The organism is Brasilonema sennae CENA114, from assembly GCF_006968745.1.
GTDB classification, from domain to species: Bacteria; Cyanobacteriota; Cyanobacteriia; order Cyanobacteriales; family Nostocaceae; genus Brasilonema; species Brasilonema sennae.
The window spans coordinates 1,005,250-1,020,823 of the sequence record NZ_CP030118.1; the positions used below are offsets into that span (position 1 = coordinate 1,005,250).

Genomic DNA, 15,574 nt, shown 5'->3' on the forward strand with positions numbered 1-15,574 from the left:
CCCCATACTGCATTTGCTAGATAATTAAATTACCCAATTGATATGAAATTACCGATTTAGTTCCCGCTACACTTAAAGACGGTAGTCAACATCAGCGAGTGCAATGAGTTATCTTGAAACAGCGGCGCAGTTTTACAGTGAAGTCGCCCAAACACCGCAAGTCGGACTTTGTTGTGTGCAAAGCACACCCTTGCAATTACCAGGCTTGAAAATTCCTCGGAAAATGCAGGAAATGAACTATGGTTGCGGGACGACTGTTCATTCCACCGAACTCGGGAATCAACCCACGGTACTGTATGTTGGAGTTGGTGGTGGTTTAGAAGCTTTGCAATTTGCCTATTTTTCTCAGCGTTCTGGTGCTGTTATTGCGGTTGATCCAGTAGCAGAAATGCGTCAAGCTGCTGTACGTAACTTGGAAATTGCTGCTCAAGAAAATCCTTGGTTTGACACCAGCTTTGTAGAAATTCGTGAAGGCGATGCCTTTAACTTACCTGTTGGTGATAATTCTGTTGATATCGTCGCCCAAAATTGCCTTTTCAATATCTTTGAACCAGAAGATTTAACTCGTGCTTTGCAAGAAGCATACCGGGTGTTAAAACCAGGTGGAAAATTGCAGATGAGTGATCCAATTGCGACTCGTCCCATTCCACAACATCTGCAAAAAGATGAGCGACTGCGAGCAATGTGTTTATCAGGCGCACTCACTTATGAAGAGTATATTCAGCGTATTATAAGTGCAGGCTTTGGGCAAGTCGAAATTCGCGCCCGTCGCCCCTACCGTTTGCTCGATTCCCAAACTTATGACATAGAAGAGAATCTTCTTTTAGAAAGTCTAGATTCTGTCGCTTTCAAAGTTATCATTCCTGAAGATGGCGCTTGTGTTTTTACAGGAAAAACAGCCATTTATGCTGGTCCAGAACCATTTTTTGATGATGATGCGGGTCATATTCTTCAGCGTGGAATACCAGCATCAGTGTGTGATAAAACTGCAGCAAAACTTGCAGCGTTAATGCCAGATAAAATAATGATGACTGATTCAACTTGGTATTATAACGGTGGTGGATGTTGTTAATTTTAGCGTGTGTTTTATCTTTCCTCGTTTTTCGTTCCCATGCTCTGTATGGGAACGAGATAAACGAGATAATAGACAAAATCAAACACATATTTTATCTATAGAAATGAGACAATGATTCAAACAGCAATCACACCTTTCAAACAAAAACTCGCCTCTCCTTTAACAAAAAAAGAAATCACAGTTTTACAAATTAACTTAGGTAAGCGTTGTAACCTTGCTTGTAGCCATTGTCATGTAGAAGCGGGACCAAAACGCACAGAAGAACTTTCTCCAGAAACTTGCCAACAATTGATTGAGATTATTCAGAGATTTCCTCAAATTCAAATTGTTGATTTGACTGGTGGCGCACCAGAAATGAATTATGGTTTCAAACCATTGGTAGAAGCAGCAAGAGCAACAGGTAAACAGGTTATTGTCCGGTCTAATTTGACTATCTTTTTTGAAGATGGCTTTGCTGATTTACCAGAATACTTTGCAAAACATAAAGTTCGTGTTGTTGCTTCTCTGCCCTGCTATTTGTCAGATAATGTCGATAAAATGCGCGGTGCTGGTGTGTATGATGGCTCCATTAAAGCACTGCAATGGCTGAATCAACTAGGTTATGGGAAAGAGCCAGATTTAATTGTGGATTTAGTCTATAATCCACAATTACCGAAAGATGAGAAATTTTCCCTAACTCCAAACCAAACAAAGCTGGAAAGAGATTACAAGCAATATTTACAAGAGAACTTTGATATTACTTTTAACAATCTATTTACGATTACCAACTTACCAGTCGGGAGAACAAAACTGTCTCTAGAAAGAAAGAAACTCTATACTCCTTATTTGCAGTTTTTAGAATCTCACTTCAATGCTGGTACAGTTGAACATTTGATGTGTCTCGATGAAATTTCAATTGATTATCTGGGTAATGTGTATGACTGCGACTTCAACCAAATGATGAATGTACCTGCAAAAACTCGCGACGGGGAAAACCTGACAGTCGCCAAGTTGCTAGAAACTGGTTCTTTGGACTTGATAAATCAGGTACAGACAGCAGCTTATTGTTATGGCTGTACAGCTGGTACTGGTTCGAGCTGTGGTGGCGCTTTGGTGTAAATTTCTTGCATGATTGTCTGAGAAAGGCTTGAACAACTGATTTGTGCGGCTTCAAAATAATCTCGTTACCAAAACTGTTACGAGCGCCTAACCAAGAGTTGAATAAGTTTATGATGATCCTAAGTTAAGTCTCCTCACACCACATTTATAGCCGTGGACTAATCTCAGCTTCCACGGTTATTTATTTTTTGATGTGTAAACACAAAGTCACCCCATCTGAGGATGGTACGCAAGGGTGTGAGTTCACCACAGGCGAGAAAGGTTGTGAATACTGGCAGAAAAATTTCTGTTACCAAAATCGTTACGAGCGTGTTTATACTCGTCAGTTAGCATTATGATGATAGAAAGTTTAGCTCCTCACACTACAACAAAAGCCGTGAAATTGAATGTTTCACGGCTTTTATTTTTTTGGGATGGATGCGGAGTTGAAATCTCCTCACACCTGAGATGTTGCACCTTGACTTTAGTACGCCTTGAACTTAAGTTCAAGGCTCATAGCCAAAGTCCGTTAAAACGGACTTAAACTCTTAGCCTCAGAATTTATTTCTTGGCGGACGAGAATTATGGTGCAAGATCTGAGACACCCTAGCGAGCGCAGTACGAGGCGCGGTTCTTGATAGATAGCCGATTAACCAGACTTCATCATTACTGCGTACAATTGGGGTTACTATCGGGGGTAGCATCAGGATAGAAAGTGCGAATCCCGCCATCTCTCCTGACAAAGATGGCTGTAAATGTTTTACCCTCGTCAGTTACGCTCAAATTACAAACCGTGTTAGTCGAGGTGGTATTTGGGTTGTTCTTGTAACCTAGAGATGCTTTCGATAGAATCTCTTCAGCGTTGAGGGTGTAGGGATAACCTTTGATAGAAGACTGAGCAGTACCACTACCAACTTTCATCACAACGCCCATAGTGTAAATTGTACCGGGAACAACCTCTTCTCTGGATGTATTGTTGTCTAACCGCCCAGCTAAACCCTTCTGCTGAAGCTCTACATAACGAGCGACAAAGTGGAGTCCCCCAATTGAACCGCCTTGAACTGGTTCCCCGCAAAAGATATGATCAAAAGCCTGCGCATTAAACCAGACATCAGTCAAGTCATCCAAGAAAGCTGCATCTGTGGTGCGTCCTGGTTTAAGATATCCTCCCACAGATTGCTTGATATTTGCCAAGACAGTAGAGTTGTTCTGCATCATAGACTGGAAACCCGCACGACTGACGACTGTACCAGGTGCTCCACAAAGATTAGTCACTGCTGTGTCAAAGCTGTTTGGTACTGGCGCGGGAGGTGTGACATCGGCTGGGCTACCGTAAGCTAAACCAGAGACAGGGTTGTTGATATTGTCAAAGAATGGTACAGAACCGGGAGGTAGAGAGGAAGAAGGAGGAGAAGAGCCATAATCGGTAATTTCAATGTCATCAATATTGGTTCTGTTTGAACTTCCATCAGTTTTGCGGACTTCACAGCGAACTGTTCCAGAAAGATTAGGAGCGAAAGTTGCTGTTTGAAGTGATGTAGAGCTTGTGGTAATTGTCGAACCTATTTTTGCCCATGAAGATCCGCTATTGGTTGAACACCACAACTCCCAAGTGGTGCTAGCATCAGAACCAAACTTGGCATGTTTGATAGTAACTGTACCAGCACCCGTACGATCAAATTTCATCGTCACTTTGCCGTTATTGCGAATGCGAGCAGATTGTGTTCCGCTCTTAACATCCGTTGAAAGATTACCGATTAGGGCATCATTAAAATTCCAAACGCCTGTACTCAGGGTGACATCACCTGCTGTATAACTGCCTTTCGTACCGTTCTCAAATCCCTCTGAAATAGTAACACTATTTACTCTAGATGAAAAAAAGGAAAGGAGTAAGATGGCTCCTCCTGCTATCTTCAATGGTAATGCTAACTTAGACATATTTAACAGGGTTAATGCTTAACTCATTACTCATTGAAATAGGAATTGATAGTTATAACGTTATCAATCATTTATTGTTTGATTAATTGTTGATTAACAAGTTATTAACCATTTCAATGCTAACTTTTCTTGAATTGATCATTTCAATATGGTTCAAATCAGATAATTTGCACAAACGCTCATCTATAGGAATCCTATTTGAGTTGTAAAAATTATCGAACCGCCAAGACGCAAAGAGGAGCCGCTTTCGCCTGGGCGGGTTCCCCGACTTGAGGCGACTGGCGTCGCCAAGACAAGAAACAAAGAATTTTATGAATCATTTAGGACTACTATATGTAGAGACGTTGCATGCAACATCTCTACACGTGTGAGATTTTTAAAAATTTTATGAGTTCAATCGAAGTATACTCTCCTCCCCCTGCCCGCTGCTCGGGTGCTTCCCCACTTCTTCACTGACTTCTGCTTAATCTTCATCTTGAACCCAGAGAATACCAATTCGTCTATCACTGACAACAATAATCCCTGTGTCGAATGTGGCTTTTGTAATTGAATCCCATCCACTGATGCCAGAGTAATTGTTCCGAAATGATGCATTGGTGAAAAATTTGCAATGCTCTGGGAAAAATTCAAATAATTTAACAATAATGTTCTCTGCTTCTTCTAAGCTCATTAATTGCACAGAGTAAGCCAAATCTTTCGTCATAATAAAACTTAGGATTTTTTGCGCATCTTCTTGATTCACTTCTTTCCAGCGCACCCCAAGACCAGAATACCCGAATTGGCTCACAAATAAATCAAGAATTGCAGTCATGTTTTTAGAGGTTTCAAGAGTTTCATCTGAAATTATTTTTTGGATTTCAAACAAAACCTCTCCACAATTACGTTTTGACAAAACTTCTGCTCTGAGTTGTGTTATTTCTAAGCTATTTTCAGTTTCGTAAATAATTCTAGCCATTTTTTTATGTTACTATAAGACTCCTATTTGATTTTCGCTCAACTAGGTAAACCTTTTTCCCTATTCGCTGTTAAGAGTTTCCACAAGTGATTCTCAAAAATCAAAGCGGAAAATAAATCAAAGGATCAACTTAAAATAGAAACAACCCTAGCAACGATAAACCACAGCTATATAACTGGAGTTATTCAATGACTCTTAGTCAATCTCATCCCTATCTTTCCCCAGAACAGTACTTAGAAACCGAAAAATCTAGCCCGATTAAACATGAATATATTCAAGGGCAGATTTATGCAATGTCCGGTGCAAGTGATGCCCATGTAACAATTACAGCTAACTTACTTACCCTGCTAAGAAATCACATCCGAGGAACAGGGTGTCGTGTTTACGTCGCTGACATGAAAGCCCGCATTGAAACACTGAATATTTTCTACTATCCTGATATCGTGGTAACTTGCGACCAACGAGATACAAAATTTGAATATTTCAAACGCTATCCCAGCTTAATTATAGAAGTTTTATCACCATCGACAGAAGCTTTTGACCGGGGCGATAAATTTAGTGACTATCAAGAATTAGAAACATTGCAAGAATATGTCAAAATCCGTCAAACTCGCCAGCGTGTTGATTGTTTTCGACGCAATTCTGAAGGAAGATGGGTGCTTTACAGCTATAGAATTAATCAAGATTTAGAGTTAACGAGTATAAATTTTTCCTGTTCACTCGCAGAGGTTTACGAAGATGTTTTATTCTCGGAAATATAGAGATGCTTAAGGTTGGATAATCAAAGGATTAATAATCCTTTCTATACATCAACCCACAGCCGTAATAAAGCTTCGATTTTTATATATAAAGTAATACATGAATTTTGTAGAACAAGCGTACTTGTAGAGCAGATTTTGAATTTTGAATTGCTCATAAACTGTCGCGCTTTTAATCTGCATATTTTTAACTTTGAACAAAAACGTCAAACCCTATCCCTCACTCCCTCACTCCCTCCGTCACTCTCTGGTTCCCTCACTCCCTCACTCCCCTTTGCGCTAAATTGTCAAGTGCAACTACCTTTAGCACAGAGGAAGAAATCATGAAAGCAGTTTTAATGACAGCAGCTGGCGATCCCGAAGTTCTGCAACTGCAGGATATACAAAACCCTGGCGTTCGTTTAGGAGAAACTGAACTTCTGGTACACTTACGAGCAGCAGGCATTAACCCTATTGACACCAAACTTCGTAAACGTGGCACTTTCTATCCCGATAAAATGCCCGCTATTTTAGGATGTGATGGTGCAGGTGTTGTCGAGGCTGTGGGTGCTGGCGTTCAGAAGTTTCGCGTCGGCGATGAAGTCTATTTCTGTAATGGTGGCTTGGGCGCACACCAAGGCAATTATGCTGAGTATACAACTATTGATGAGCGATTTGTTGCTCGTAAACCCGCTTCTGTATCCTTTGCAGAAGCAGCAGCAGCACCGTTAGTGTTAATCACCGCCTGGGAAGCTTTATACGAACGGGGACGCTTGGAACCTGGAGAAAGAGTATTAATTCATGCTGGTGCTGGTGGAGTCGGGCATGTAGCAATTCAATTGGCAAAGCTCAAAGGTGCTAGTGTCTGCACGACTGTAAGTACTCAAGAGAAAGCAGATTTTGTTCACAAGCTCGGTGCAGACCATGTTATTTTTTACAAACAGAGAGACTTTGTGCAAGCCGCACTCGATTGGACAAATGGGGAAGGTGTAGACTTAGCTTTTGACACCGTAGGTTCAGAGACTTTGCACAAAACTTTTCCAGCAGTGCGAGTTTATGGCGATATAGTCACAATACTAGAACCAGATGCCAATACCGTTTGGAAATCTGCCAGACAACGTAATCTTCGTATTGGTTTAGAATTCATGCTGATACCAATGTTGCAAGGAATTGTAGAGGCGCAGCAACATCAAGCAGAAATTTTAGAACAGTGTGCGAAATGGATTGATGCAGGCAAATTGCAAATCCAAGTTAGTCATACTTTTTCGCTAGAAGAAGCAGCAAAAGCTCACCATTTGCTCGAAACGGGGTCTGTAACAGGTAAAATTATCTTACTAGTAGAAGATAAATGATACGAACATTCTTTTGAGAAATTTTTATTTCCTCGTTCTCTGGTTCTACCAGGGAATAAAAACTCGGAGGTTTTACCTCCATTTTTATATTATGACGAGGCGGAGCCTCTTTGAATGCATTACCAGGCAGCAGCCCAGGAACGAGGTTTTCTGGGTAAATTGGCTCAAAACCGCTGGCTGGTTGATGAGTCTATGTGCGCTGTTGTTGTTTTTACAACCTTCACCCGCATGGGGTGCACCTGCACAAATAGAACGTACTCCTTTAACTCCAGAATTATTACAAGAACGGCTGCATACACCCATTCTTCGTGAAGGTAGTGTTGTGGTAGATTTACGGAAAATGGTGATAGATTTAGGACCAGAAAATGCCAGCTTTCGAGATAATTTTTATCAAATTTTGCGAAAGGAATTGCAAAAAGCAGGCTCAAAACCTTTGGGTTTAGACTTAAGTCGTTCTCTGATTCAGGGAGATTTTATTGGTAGTAATTTGAGTTTGAGAACGCCTTTGTATACTCAAGCGGTCGCCCCCATTTTGATCTCAACCGAACAAGAACAATTAGAACGTCTACGCGAAATTTGTTTGCAGTCACTTGCCTTGGCTTTTCCTAGTTCTAAAGATTGTAAGTCGCTTTTAGCAACTCAGTTACCTTTATCAAGTGAAATCAGTGTTTTTCGTGGTTCGCTGACACTGCTGGAAACTCACTTCGACGGAACTGTACAGTTTGCGAATACATTTTTCCTTCAGCCTGTGGATGCTCAAGGTGCTATTTTTAATCAGCAGGTAAATTGGACTGAAACAAGATTCAGCCGTGCAGTTAGCTTTGGCAGTGCAACTTTTAAGAAAGAAAGCCACTTTCAAGGTAGTATATTTTTTGAGAAAGCTAATTTTAAGCAAGCGCAATTTCAGGAAAGTGCGAATTTCCAAGACAGCACTTTTGAGGATATAGCCAATTTTACTCAGGTAGATTTTAAGCAATTGGCTAAATTTAGTCGTGTACAATGGCAAGGAAATGCTGATTTTTCTAATGCACATTTTTGCGCTCAAGCACAGTTTACAAAAGCTATGTTCAGACAGTTTCTCTTTTTTGTAGAAGCAACATTTGAGCAAGCTGTCACTTTTGTAAATACACAATTTAACAAATATGTCAATCTGCAAGGTGCTAATATTATCAACTCTGCAGATTTTAGTGATGCTGGATTTGCAAAAAGTGCTTATGTGAATGTCTCCAGTCTCATTTTTAACTCTAACCAAGCAAAGATTTTAGGCAATCCAGGTCAAATTGGTAAAAAGCTTGTGGTATCTGGATTACAAGGAAATCAAAGCGTCTTGCGGAATTTAGGAGAAAATTTCCGTCAGTTACAGCAAATCAGTGATGCTAATGAGTTTGAGTATAAAAAGCAGCGTTTGCAATTAGAAGATTTAAGCCGTCGTCTGATAGGTACGAATATAAACACTGCTTCCCAAGAACGTTTGATGAATCTGGGTTTTTCAAAAACTCAAGCAACAGCGATCGCCACCCAACGTTTTCAACAACTATTTCATCACAAAACTGAGTTACTCACTTTGGCTGATATGGATTATGACACATACACGCGAGTCAGTTCACTGTTAATAGTTGATGAACCCCTTTCACCATTTAACTGGTTGCTGCAAGCACGGAATTGGTTAATGTTGAGTTTACTGCTGCTGCTTTCTGGGTATGGTACAGATTTTTGGTTGGTGATTGGTGTGGGGTTGATTGCGATCGCCTACTTTGGATTCCTATTTTGGCTTCTTGATCGTTTCCGTCGCCTGCTTCCAGCACCAATTCTTCCCACAAGTTACGAAACTTTTTGGATGCTAAGTAGTTTCAGTCTTCTTTCACTCTTTGGTATCCTAGCTATCTTTTGGAGTGGAGAACAGCCTTGCCTCACACTAGGGTGTGTTTTCGTTATTATTGTCCCCTTACCAATAACTTTATTCTTCCGACTTTACCAACAAGGACGCTACCATAACTTAATGGACGTTTCCTACTTCAAAGAAGATGGAACTTTGCGACAGTTACGATTACTGATTGGACGTTTGCCAGTCATACCTAGGTATGAAATGTTTCGTGAGCGATATTTGCCTTTGTTGTGCAATCGCCGCTGGAATTGGCTTAACTATTACGACTTTAGCCTTAACAACTTACTGAAATTAGGCTTTAATGATATTCGTTTGCGAGATGAACACCTTCCTGGCATCATCACGACACTTGCCTGGTATCAGTGGATTTTGGGTATACTCTACATCACGCTACTTTTGTGGACTCTGTCTCGGACAATTCCGGGATTGAATTTGTTGATTTATCTCAAGTAACGTTTTTCAGCGATTACCAATTTTCCATTTCTGTGACTCTACAGTGTTCACTGCTTCTGGTTTAGTAGTGCCTTCTTGCGTGTTACACATCCAACAAGGATAGTAAATCATAATAAAATAACTCTAGATTCAAGCCAGAGTAAAGCGAGGGAGTTATCAGGTAGAACGTTTTATATTTAATTAGGTTGACTTACTTATCTTATTGCCATTCGTTCATAGTTAATACGCACCTGTCTTTGAAATCACAACTTTGATAGTTTTCAATAAAATTGTCAAATCTAGCCAAACAGACCAATTCTCAATATAGACAATATCTAATTTTACTGCATCTTCAAAGTTATCAATATTGGAGCGACCAGAGACTTGCCACAATCCTGTAATACCAGGCAGAACTTCTTGTCGGAGTAGGTGAGATGTCTGGAACTTTTCTACGTCCCTAATGGGGAGAGGACGGGGACCAACAAGACTCATCTGCCCAAGTACAACATTGAATAGTTGCGGTAATTCGTCTAAACTGTAGCGGCGGAGGAATTTACCAACTCGTGTGACGCGAGGGTCTTCTTTCATTTTAAATAGAACCCCATCTTTGATTTCATTCTTCGCTTCTAGGTCTTTTTGCATTTTTTCCGCATTGCTAACCATTGTACGAAACTTCCAAATCTTGAACTTCTTAGAATGCAGACCAATACGCTCTTGCCTGAAAAAGACCGCACCCGGAGAATCTAACTTGATGAGCAAGGCAATCACCAGATAGACAGGTAAAATAATGATTAACAAAATAGTGCAGCAACATAGGTCAAAACTTCGTTTTACCCAAAAACTACTACCTACAATAATTGGTATTGGAATTGTCAGACAGGGAATTTTAGCAATCCCAATGATCCATGACATGGTTTTAGGATAACGAACTATACTCTCGGTTGGGAGTATTCTTAGGATAATGCCGGCTGTCTGAAAACGCCAGCAAACATATAGACGATTTTTAACTGCCTTCCAAGAAACAAAAGCCTCTACTATCCCTTGATTGCGAAGAGATTCTAATGTTACTTCTCTGTTAGCTTTATCAAGACAGGTAGAGTCAGCAATCCCCTGTACTATGTAGCAATTTTCTTGTTCTATTAACTTAATGTAATCCTCTTGAGCTTCTGTTTCAGCAATTAAAAAAACGGGATAGCGAATTGCTCCTTTCTGACGCATCAATTTAGTTATCACATCAAAAATAGTCCGCCCAATACAAAGAAGGGCTATGGAAGATAACCAAAATAGTATAAAAGTTGAGCGCGAAACATAGCTATCTGGTTCGTAAAGAAAAGCAATTAGTAAGAGGAAAACTTCTGACAGCGAAACGGCTTTGATTAGACCAAAATAGTTACGACGATGAATACCAGCTTTATATAAACCCTGTACTCCAATGACGCCTATCTCAATTGTGATAATTAGTAGTAGAAAAGATGTTTTTTGTGTCCAAGGGGAGTCTAATGAAGTTCCATAAAAGACTGCAAACTTCCATGCTAAGCTGAGAAAAATAATATCTAGTAATACAAGTGTTACTATTCGTAGTAATCTTATAGCTATTCCTCTCTGTATTCTTACGTCTCCTGACCTTAAGTCTCGTTTAAAAGTCACTCCAGGTGAAATATTTCTATGAGACATAATTCTCATTTCCTTTGTATGTATAGATCTGGGGTAATTTGAGATTCAACAGATTAGTCAAACATCGTAGCTTGACGAAGCGATTGGGATTGCTGTAAGTTGCTCCTAAAATCTTCATAAAATAGAATTATTGCAAGCCAGCTTGAAAGTTGAATAAACGCAGGAGCATCTCCCTCTTGCACCAAGAGAAAAAAATAGAATAATTTTGTGTGAAAAAATCAACGTTTTGGAGCGTGGTCAAACGCTCTTGCCATAGCATTCCATGCCAACTTGGGTTTGAAGTTTGAGTCTAGTGGCAAGGTACGCACTGGCAGACCATCTGAGCGAGGCTCATACGTTGCTAACCAGGTGTAGCGATCGCTTCTTTGACATTTAAAGCACCAATTAAACCTGTGCTGTTTTATCTATATCCTTGAAAGTTCTATCTTGCTTGATCGTAAGAAGCCCACATTTCTCGCAAGAATAGTCTGGCTACAAACCAAGGCTCTAGTAAATACCGCCGCCAGAGTCTTTTTGGCTCACTTAACAAGCGATAAGACCACTCCAAGCCTAACTTTCCCATCCAGCGAGGTGGAGTTGGAACCACTCCAGCTACATAGTCCATGCAAGCACCACTAGTCAAAATGGCATTGGCATGGATATGCTCTAGGTTGTTTAAAATCCAGTACTCTTGGCGTGGCATGCCCATTCCCACCATCAACACATGGGGTTGATAAGCTTTTATGGCTGCCAAGGTAGCAAGGTTGTCTTGGCTATCTTTTCGCATATCAATATAGCCGTGGGCTGTTGCAATCTGCAAAGAAGCAAACTTCTCCCGCAAAATCCTCGCTCCTCGTTCCGCAACTCCTGGCTTTGAACCAAGGTAGAACACCCGCCAACCCTTTTGAGCAGCCTCTGACATTAGAGACCATACCCAGTCAGCATAGGTGACTCTTTGCTCTCGCTTTAATGCAAAACCAAGCAATCTCCCAAGAAGGATTAAAGGCATACCGTCAATATGCGCATAGTCTGCCAAGGCATAGAAGGAGCGCATTTTAGGATCATGATGGTAGATATGAAGGCTATGCAAGTTGTGATGGGCAATTATCCACTTTTGATTTCGCTTAATCGATTCTGCAATTAACGAGTTGAGTTCAGAGATGGAGAGTGCATCGACTTGAACACCAAGAAATTTTAATGATGTTTCCTTCATAAAGGCTGCTCCTAGGTTGTTATTTAGTAACCACAAAATAAATTCACCCTAAAAGACAGAAGCTACGATCAAAACTTCGCTTTCAGGGCTACCGAGCGTGACTATGTAATGAATTGGCTGGTTGTAGCTAATGCTTTACTGTTTGCATCAAAACTTCAGCAACTATCTGCGCTTTTGCACTCCAAGAGTATTTGTCTCGAATCAATGTATACGCTGCTTCTGTAAGTGGCTGATATTTCTCCAGGTTTAAGGCGGCATCAAGCACTACATTTGCAAATTCTTCGACAGAGAATCCTGCTATTAAGAGATGTTGTAGATGATGAAATTCCTCTAAACCTCTCAAGCCTTCAGGTGTTGATACTACCAATTTTCTACTGGCGAAATAATCTAGTGCTTTATTACGAGCTCCACCTGCAACCGCCTGTTTGGGAAATGGAAGAAGACCTACATCTGCATACCTCAGATAAGCAACAAAATCTTTTCTTTCTGGCACAAAACCAACAAAAGTTATGTTCGATGGTAGTGCCTCCTTGATGTCGTTAGCATCACGACCAATAACGACAAAGTGTACTTTTTGCTGATGTTCAAGGTACTTAGCTACTTCAATAGCCATAGATACAGACATGTCGTTAGTGGGAAACTGAAATGTTTTGGGAGCCACAACAACAGCTATCTTGGCAGGTCGTAGTGCCTTGTAAGGGTCTATAGCTAGAGGTAACTGAGCATTCAGAAGGTCTTCGGCAACTCCATTACCTATGCAGTAAATATTGTGTGGCTTCTTAGCGTACCACTGCGAGATGAGTTGAGGAGTTAATTCACCGGCGGCAATAATTGGATTACCAGAGAAGATCAGCAGTCCCTGAGCAATGTATGTCTTAATAAATTGCAGAAATTCCTTGAACGGATTTGCGACAGACGACAAGCGGCTCCAGTATTCAAAGGCAGAAAAAGTATGAAAATCTAATACAAGAGAGCATTTTTTCTGTTTTGTGAGTGTGAGTGCAATTAGAGCAGCTAATCCAGGTAGCGTTTCTTGAGCGTATACGATATCAGGACAGAACTCCTCTATACACTTTTGAATAGCCTGAACATATGAACGCAAACTTCTTGAGCCAAGAGATACAGAAGGTGCATAGTTAACTGCTGAACAATCCAAACCTAGCTGACAAACCTCAAAATATTTGACCAGATATTCTCCAAGGTAGAACGGTCTAGTAAAGGCACCGAATGGTTGACTTGAATCAAGAGTAGAGACGAGAAGTAAGCGTTTACCCATAACATATTTGTGGATAGATTTGCAAAACTAGCTAATGAAAACTGAAATTTTTTAAACTTCTTCCCACGGTAGTTCACCTATATATGGAAAGTTATATTGATTGAGCGATTTTGAACAATCGTCATACAATGAGAGACAGCTATCAACACTTACTTCTGGCAAAATATCTATACCCACATCATTCCTGATGAAGAAAGCATTGAACTGTCTTGTATTTGAACCAACTAATCTATAACCTAATTTATTACCTAAATTAACAAATGCTCTCAACGATGCTCCACAGTAGTATGCACCGTTAATCACTTTAGCTCTAAAGTTTGAGTCATAGGGGACAGTAACAGATTTTTCTGCTCCCCAATAAGTGTTGTATTCAAGGACAACAACTCTGGGTTTAATACAATTAAGTGACTTCCATAACCAGTAGTCTATTCCGTCTAAATCCAGTGATAAAAGATCTATTTCACCTTCAAACCCGTGATTAACTATAAGTTCATTGACATTTTCAGCCGTTATCCAGGCTTGTACCAGTTGAGGAGGATTGTTACTTGTAGTTTTTATGAAGTTATATATTTTCCTACCGATTTTTAGCTGTGCTGCATCTCCATCAAATAACAGCCCTTTCCAACCATGATTAATGATGAGATTTGCTGCATTACACTCAACACCATCTCCACAACAAACTTCTACTACTTTTTTATTTGTCGTGCCAATAATAGAAAATATATACAGCAAAAAACCATCTTCATCAGTTTGTGAATAGGTATGAAAGCCTACTTCATGAAATTTTGGCAGAGCCTTTGCATCTGCCAGTTGTCGATACTGATTCATTAAAATAAGTTGGTCAATCTGTCGCGTATTGATTAGCTTTACGCTATTCAATACGCGATAAAATCTTTCCTTTGCAACAGCTTTTATTAATCTTTCTGTTTGTTTGAGCATTTGCTATCTTTCGCAGTTTTTACTGTACCTAAATCACTGTTCTTATGCTGTCAAATAAGCTAATAAGGCATTAAGGTGAGCTACATTTTTAAGTTTTCTCAGCAAAAGTGGGAGAGGCTGCTAAATTTTTGTAACCTATTACTGCACGTATATAAGGTAAGAACCAATAAGCGAGCCAGAATGGACCAGAGTGCCGACTACAAAATACAGTCCAGGGTTTGAATGGAAATCCTTTAACCTGAACTACCTTTTTCAAACGTTCTAACAAAGGTGAATCGGTATCTGCCCAGCTATTGCGGACTGAGTTCTTGGTACAGGTACCGATATAACCAGGTGCAACCCATATAGAACAGCCTAATTTCCGCGCTCTTAGACCATAATCAAGATCCCCAAAGCTATGAATAAATGCAGCGTCTAAGTTTCCTACTTTTCTGGCTACAAACTGTGAAATCAACACACAATTACCGTACATAGTGTCGCATTCTTGGAGAAGCTCAGAGGGTTCTAAAAATTCAAACTTATTGGAGTACCAACGCTTTGACCTTACTGCACCGCCGTACGTAGGTTTTCCTGTTAGTGGGTCTTTTGTTGAACCTACTACTATGGAGTTAGAATGACCATGCTCGGATAAACCTCTATAGATAGCTAAGAGATGCTCAAGGGTGCCTGGTTCAAGAATTGTGTCATCATTTAACCAAAGATAATACTCATAACCCCTTTGCATAGCTTCAGCGAATGCGAGTCTCATTCCTCCAACCCAAAACAAATTTCCATTACCCTTAAGAATGTGAACTTGTGGATAGGAAGCCTTAATCGCATCTGAAGTGCCGTCAGAACTACCATCATCAGTTAAGTAAACATCAAAAGGCTTTGTCTGTTGATACAATGCACGCAGACAGGCGAGAGTTGTATCGCGCCTGTTATAACAGGTCATAATGACTGCTAATGGCTGCTTCATAAGTTATTAGTTCTCCCTTTACATCAAACCCCAACATACTCCGAATTTAAATTCAACTAATATTTCATTCATCTGCTGTTAGCT

At 40.2% G+C, this 15,574-nt stretch carries 13 protein-coding genes and 1 pseudogene; 6 read left to right on the forward strand and 8 right to left on the reverse strand.

The features are described 5' to 3' along the window. Positions 1-103 precede the first annotated feature (103 nt). From arsM to DP114_RS04270, 3 genes are all read left to right on the forward strand, one after another. Positions 104-1,072, forward strand: a complete 969-nt coding sequence (gene arsM, locus DP114_RS04260) for an arsenosugar biosynthesis arsenite methyltransferase ArsM (protein WP_171975524.1) — start codon at positions 104-106, stop codon at positions 1,070-1,072. A gap of 114 nt (positions 1,073-1,186) precedes the next feature. Then, complete coding sequence (gene arsS / locus DP114_RS04265; protein ID WP_169264662.1) at positions 1,187-2,173, forward strand: arsenosugar biosynthesis radical SAM (seleno)protein ArsS; 987 nt, start codon at positions 1,187-1,189, stop codon at positions 2,171-2,173. Positions 2,174-2,364: 191 nt separating this feature from the next. Further along, on the forward strand, positions 2,365-2,511 hold the full coding sequence (locus DP114_RS04270; RefSeq protein ID WP_171975525.1) for a hypothetical protein: 147 nt from the start codon (positions 2,365-2,367) through the stop codon (positions 2,509-2,511). Between the two features lie 307 nt (positions 2,512-2,818). Here DP114_RS04270 and DP114_RS04275 read toward each other — a convergent pair whose 3' ends face one another. Together DP114_RS04275 and DP114_RS04280 are read right to left on the reverse strand one after the other, a co-directional pair. Continuing rightward, a complete protein-coding gene (locus tag DP114_RS04275; RefSeq protein WP_171975526.1) occupies positions 2,819-4,090 on the reverse strand; it encodes an EndoU domain-containing protein in 1,272 nt (423 codons plus the stop codon). A gap of 463 nt (positions 4,091-4,553) precedes the next feature. Next, on the reverse strand, positions 4,554-5,045 hold the full coding sequence (locus tag DP114_RS04280) for a hypothetical protein (protein ID WP_169264660.1): 492 nt from the start codon (positions 5,043-5,045) through the stop codon (positions 4,554-4,556). Positions 5,046-5,233: 188 nt separating this feature from the next. Here DP114_RS04280 and DP114_RS04285 point away from each other — a divergent pair, with 188 nt between their 5' ends. From DP114_RS04285 to DP114_RS04295, 3 genes are all read left to right on the forward strand, one after another. Further along, positions 5,234-5,806 (forward strand): Uma2 family endonuclease, encoded by a 573-nt coding sequence (locus tag DP114_RS04285; protein WP_169264659.1) that lies wholly within the window; start codon positions 5,234-5,236, stop codon positions 5,804-5,806. A gap of 320 nt (positions 5,807-6,126) precedes the next feature. Beyond that, positions 6,127-7,134, forward strand: coding sequence for a zinc-dependent alcohol dehydrogenase family protein (locus DP114_RS04290; RefSeq protein ID WP_171975527.1), 1,008 nt, complete (start codon positions 6,127-6,129; stop codon positions 7,132-7,134). A 184-nt stretch (positions 7,135-7,318) separates the two neighbouring features. Continuing rightward, positions 7,319-9,472, forward strand: coding sequence for a pentapeptide repeat-containing protein (locus DP114_RS04295; RefSeq protein ID WP_171978114.1), 2,154 nt, complete (start codon positions 7,319-7,321; stop codon positions 9,470-9,472). A 219-nt stretch (positions 9,473-9,691) separates the two neighbouring features. Here the strand turns inward: DP114_RS04295 and DP114_RS04300 are convergent, their stop codons facing one another. The 6 genes and pseudogenes from DP114_RS04300 to DP114_RS04320 form a co-directional block, all read right to left on the reverse strand. Beyond that, positions 9,692-11,125: a sugar transferase gene (locus tag DP114_RS04300; protein WP_171975528.1), complete on the reverse strand. Its 1,434-nt coding sequence runs from the start codon at positions 11,123-11,125 to the stop codon at positions 9,692-9,694. 218 nt (positions 11,126-11,343) lie between these two features. Next, positions 11,344-11,487 (reverse strand): annotated as a pseudogene (locus DP114_RS34670) (endo-1,4-beta-xylanase); the annotation flags it as partial. A gap of 59 nt (positions 11,488-11,546) precedes the next feature. Beyond that, the gene (locus DP114_RS04305; protein WP_171975529.1) at positions 11,547-12,317 is read right to left on the reverse strand and encodes a WecB/TagA/CpsF family glycosyltransferase; all 771 of its coding nucleotides are present in this window, start codon (positions 12,315-12,317) and stop codon (positions 11,547-11,549) included. Positions 12,318-12,444: 127 nt separating this feature from the next. Continuing rightward, positions 12,445-13,593, reverse strand: coding sequence for a glycosyltransferase family 4 protein (locus DP114_RS04310; RefSeq protein ID WP_171975530.1), 1,149 nt, complete (start codon positions 13,591-13,593; stop codon positions 12,445-12,447). A 51-nt stretch (positions 13,594-13,644) separates the two neighbouring features. Continuing rightward, positions 13,645-14,532, reverse strand: coding sequence for a hypothetical protein (locus tag DP114_RS04315; RefSeq protein WP_169264654.1), 888 nt, complete (start codon positions 14,530-14,532; stop codon positions 13,645-13,647). A gap of 88 nt (positions 14,533-14,620) precedes the next feature. Continuing rightward, positions 14,621-15,490 (reverse strand): glycosyltransferase family 2 protein, encoded by an 870-nt coding sequence (locus DP114_RS04320; RefSeq protein ID WP_171975531.1) that lies wholly within the window; start codon positions 15,488-15,490, stop codon positions 14,621-14,623. Positions 15,491-15,574 lie beyond the last annotated feature (84 nt).

What these genes read in the sequence shown, in the direction of transcription:
- arsM (WP_171975524.1), top strand. Translation starts at nt 104, where the DNA reads ATGAGTTATCTTGAAACAGCGGCGCAGTTTTACAGTGAAGTCGCCCAA.
- arsS (WP_169264662.1), top strand. Translation starts at nt 1,187, where the DNA reads ATGATTCAAACAGCAATCACACCTTTCAAACAAAAACTCGCCTCTCCT.
- DP114_RS04275 (WP_171975526.1), bottom strand. Translation starts at nt 4,090, where the DNA reads ATGTCTAAGTTAGCATTACCATTGAAGATAGCAGGAGGAGCCATCTTA.
- DP114_RS04280 (WP_169264660.1), bottom strand. Translation starts at nt 5,045, where the DNA reads ATGGCTAGAATTATTTACGAAACTGAAAATAGCTTAGAAATAACACAA.
- DP114_RS04295 (WP_171978114.1), top strand. Translation starts at nt 7,319, where the DNA reads ATGAGTCTATGTGCGCTGTTGTTGTTTTTACAACCTTCACCCGCATGG.
- DP114_RS04320 (WP_171975531.1), bottom strand. Translation starts at nt 15,490, where the DNA reads ATGAAGCAGCCATTAGCAGTCATTATGACCTGTTATAACAGGCGCGAT.
- DP114_RS04270 (WP_171975525.1), top strand. Translation starts at nt 2,365, where the DNA reads ATGTGTAAACACAAAGTCACCCCATCTGAGGATGGTACGCAAGGGTGT.
- DP114_RS04290 (WP_171975527.1), top strand. Translation starts at nt 6,127, where the DNA reads ATGAAAGCAGTTTTAATGACAGCAGCTGGCGATCCCGAAGTTCTGCAA.
- DP114_RS04285 (WP_169264659.1), top strand. Translation starts at nt 5,234, where the DNA reads ATGACTCTTAGTCAATCTCATCCCTATCTTTCCCCAGAACAGTACTTA.
- DP114_RS04300 (WP_171975528.1), bottom strand. Translation starts at nt 11,125, where the DNA reads ATGTCTCATAGAAATATTTCACCTGGAGTGACTTTTAAACGAGACTTA.
- DP114_RS04315 (WP_169264654.1), bottom strand. Translation starts at nt 14,532, where the DNA reads ATGCTCAAACAAACAGAAAGATTAATAAAAGCTGTTGCAAAGGAAAGA.
- DP114_RS04305 (WP_171975529.1), bottom strand. Translation starts at nt 12,317, where the DNA reads ATGAAGGAAACATCATTAAAATTTCTTGGTGTTCAAGTCGATGCACTC.
- DP114_RS04310 (WP_171975530.1), bottom strand. Translation starts at nt 13,593, where the DNA reads ATGGGTAAACGCTTACTTCTCGTCTCTACTCTTGATTCAAGTCAACCA.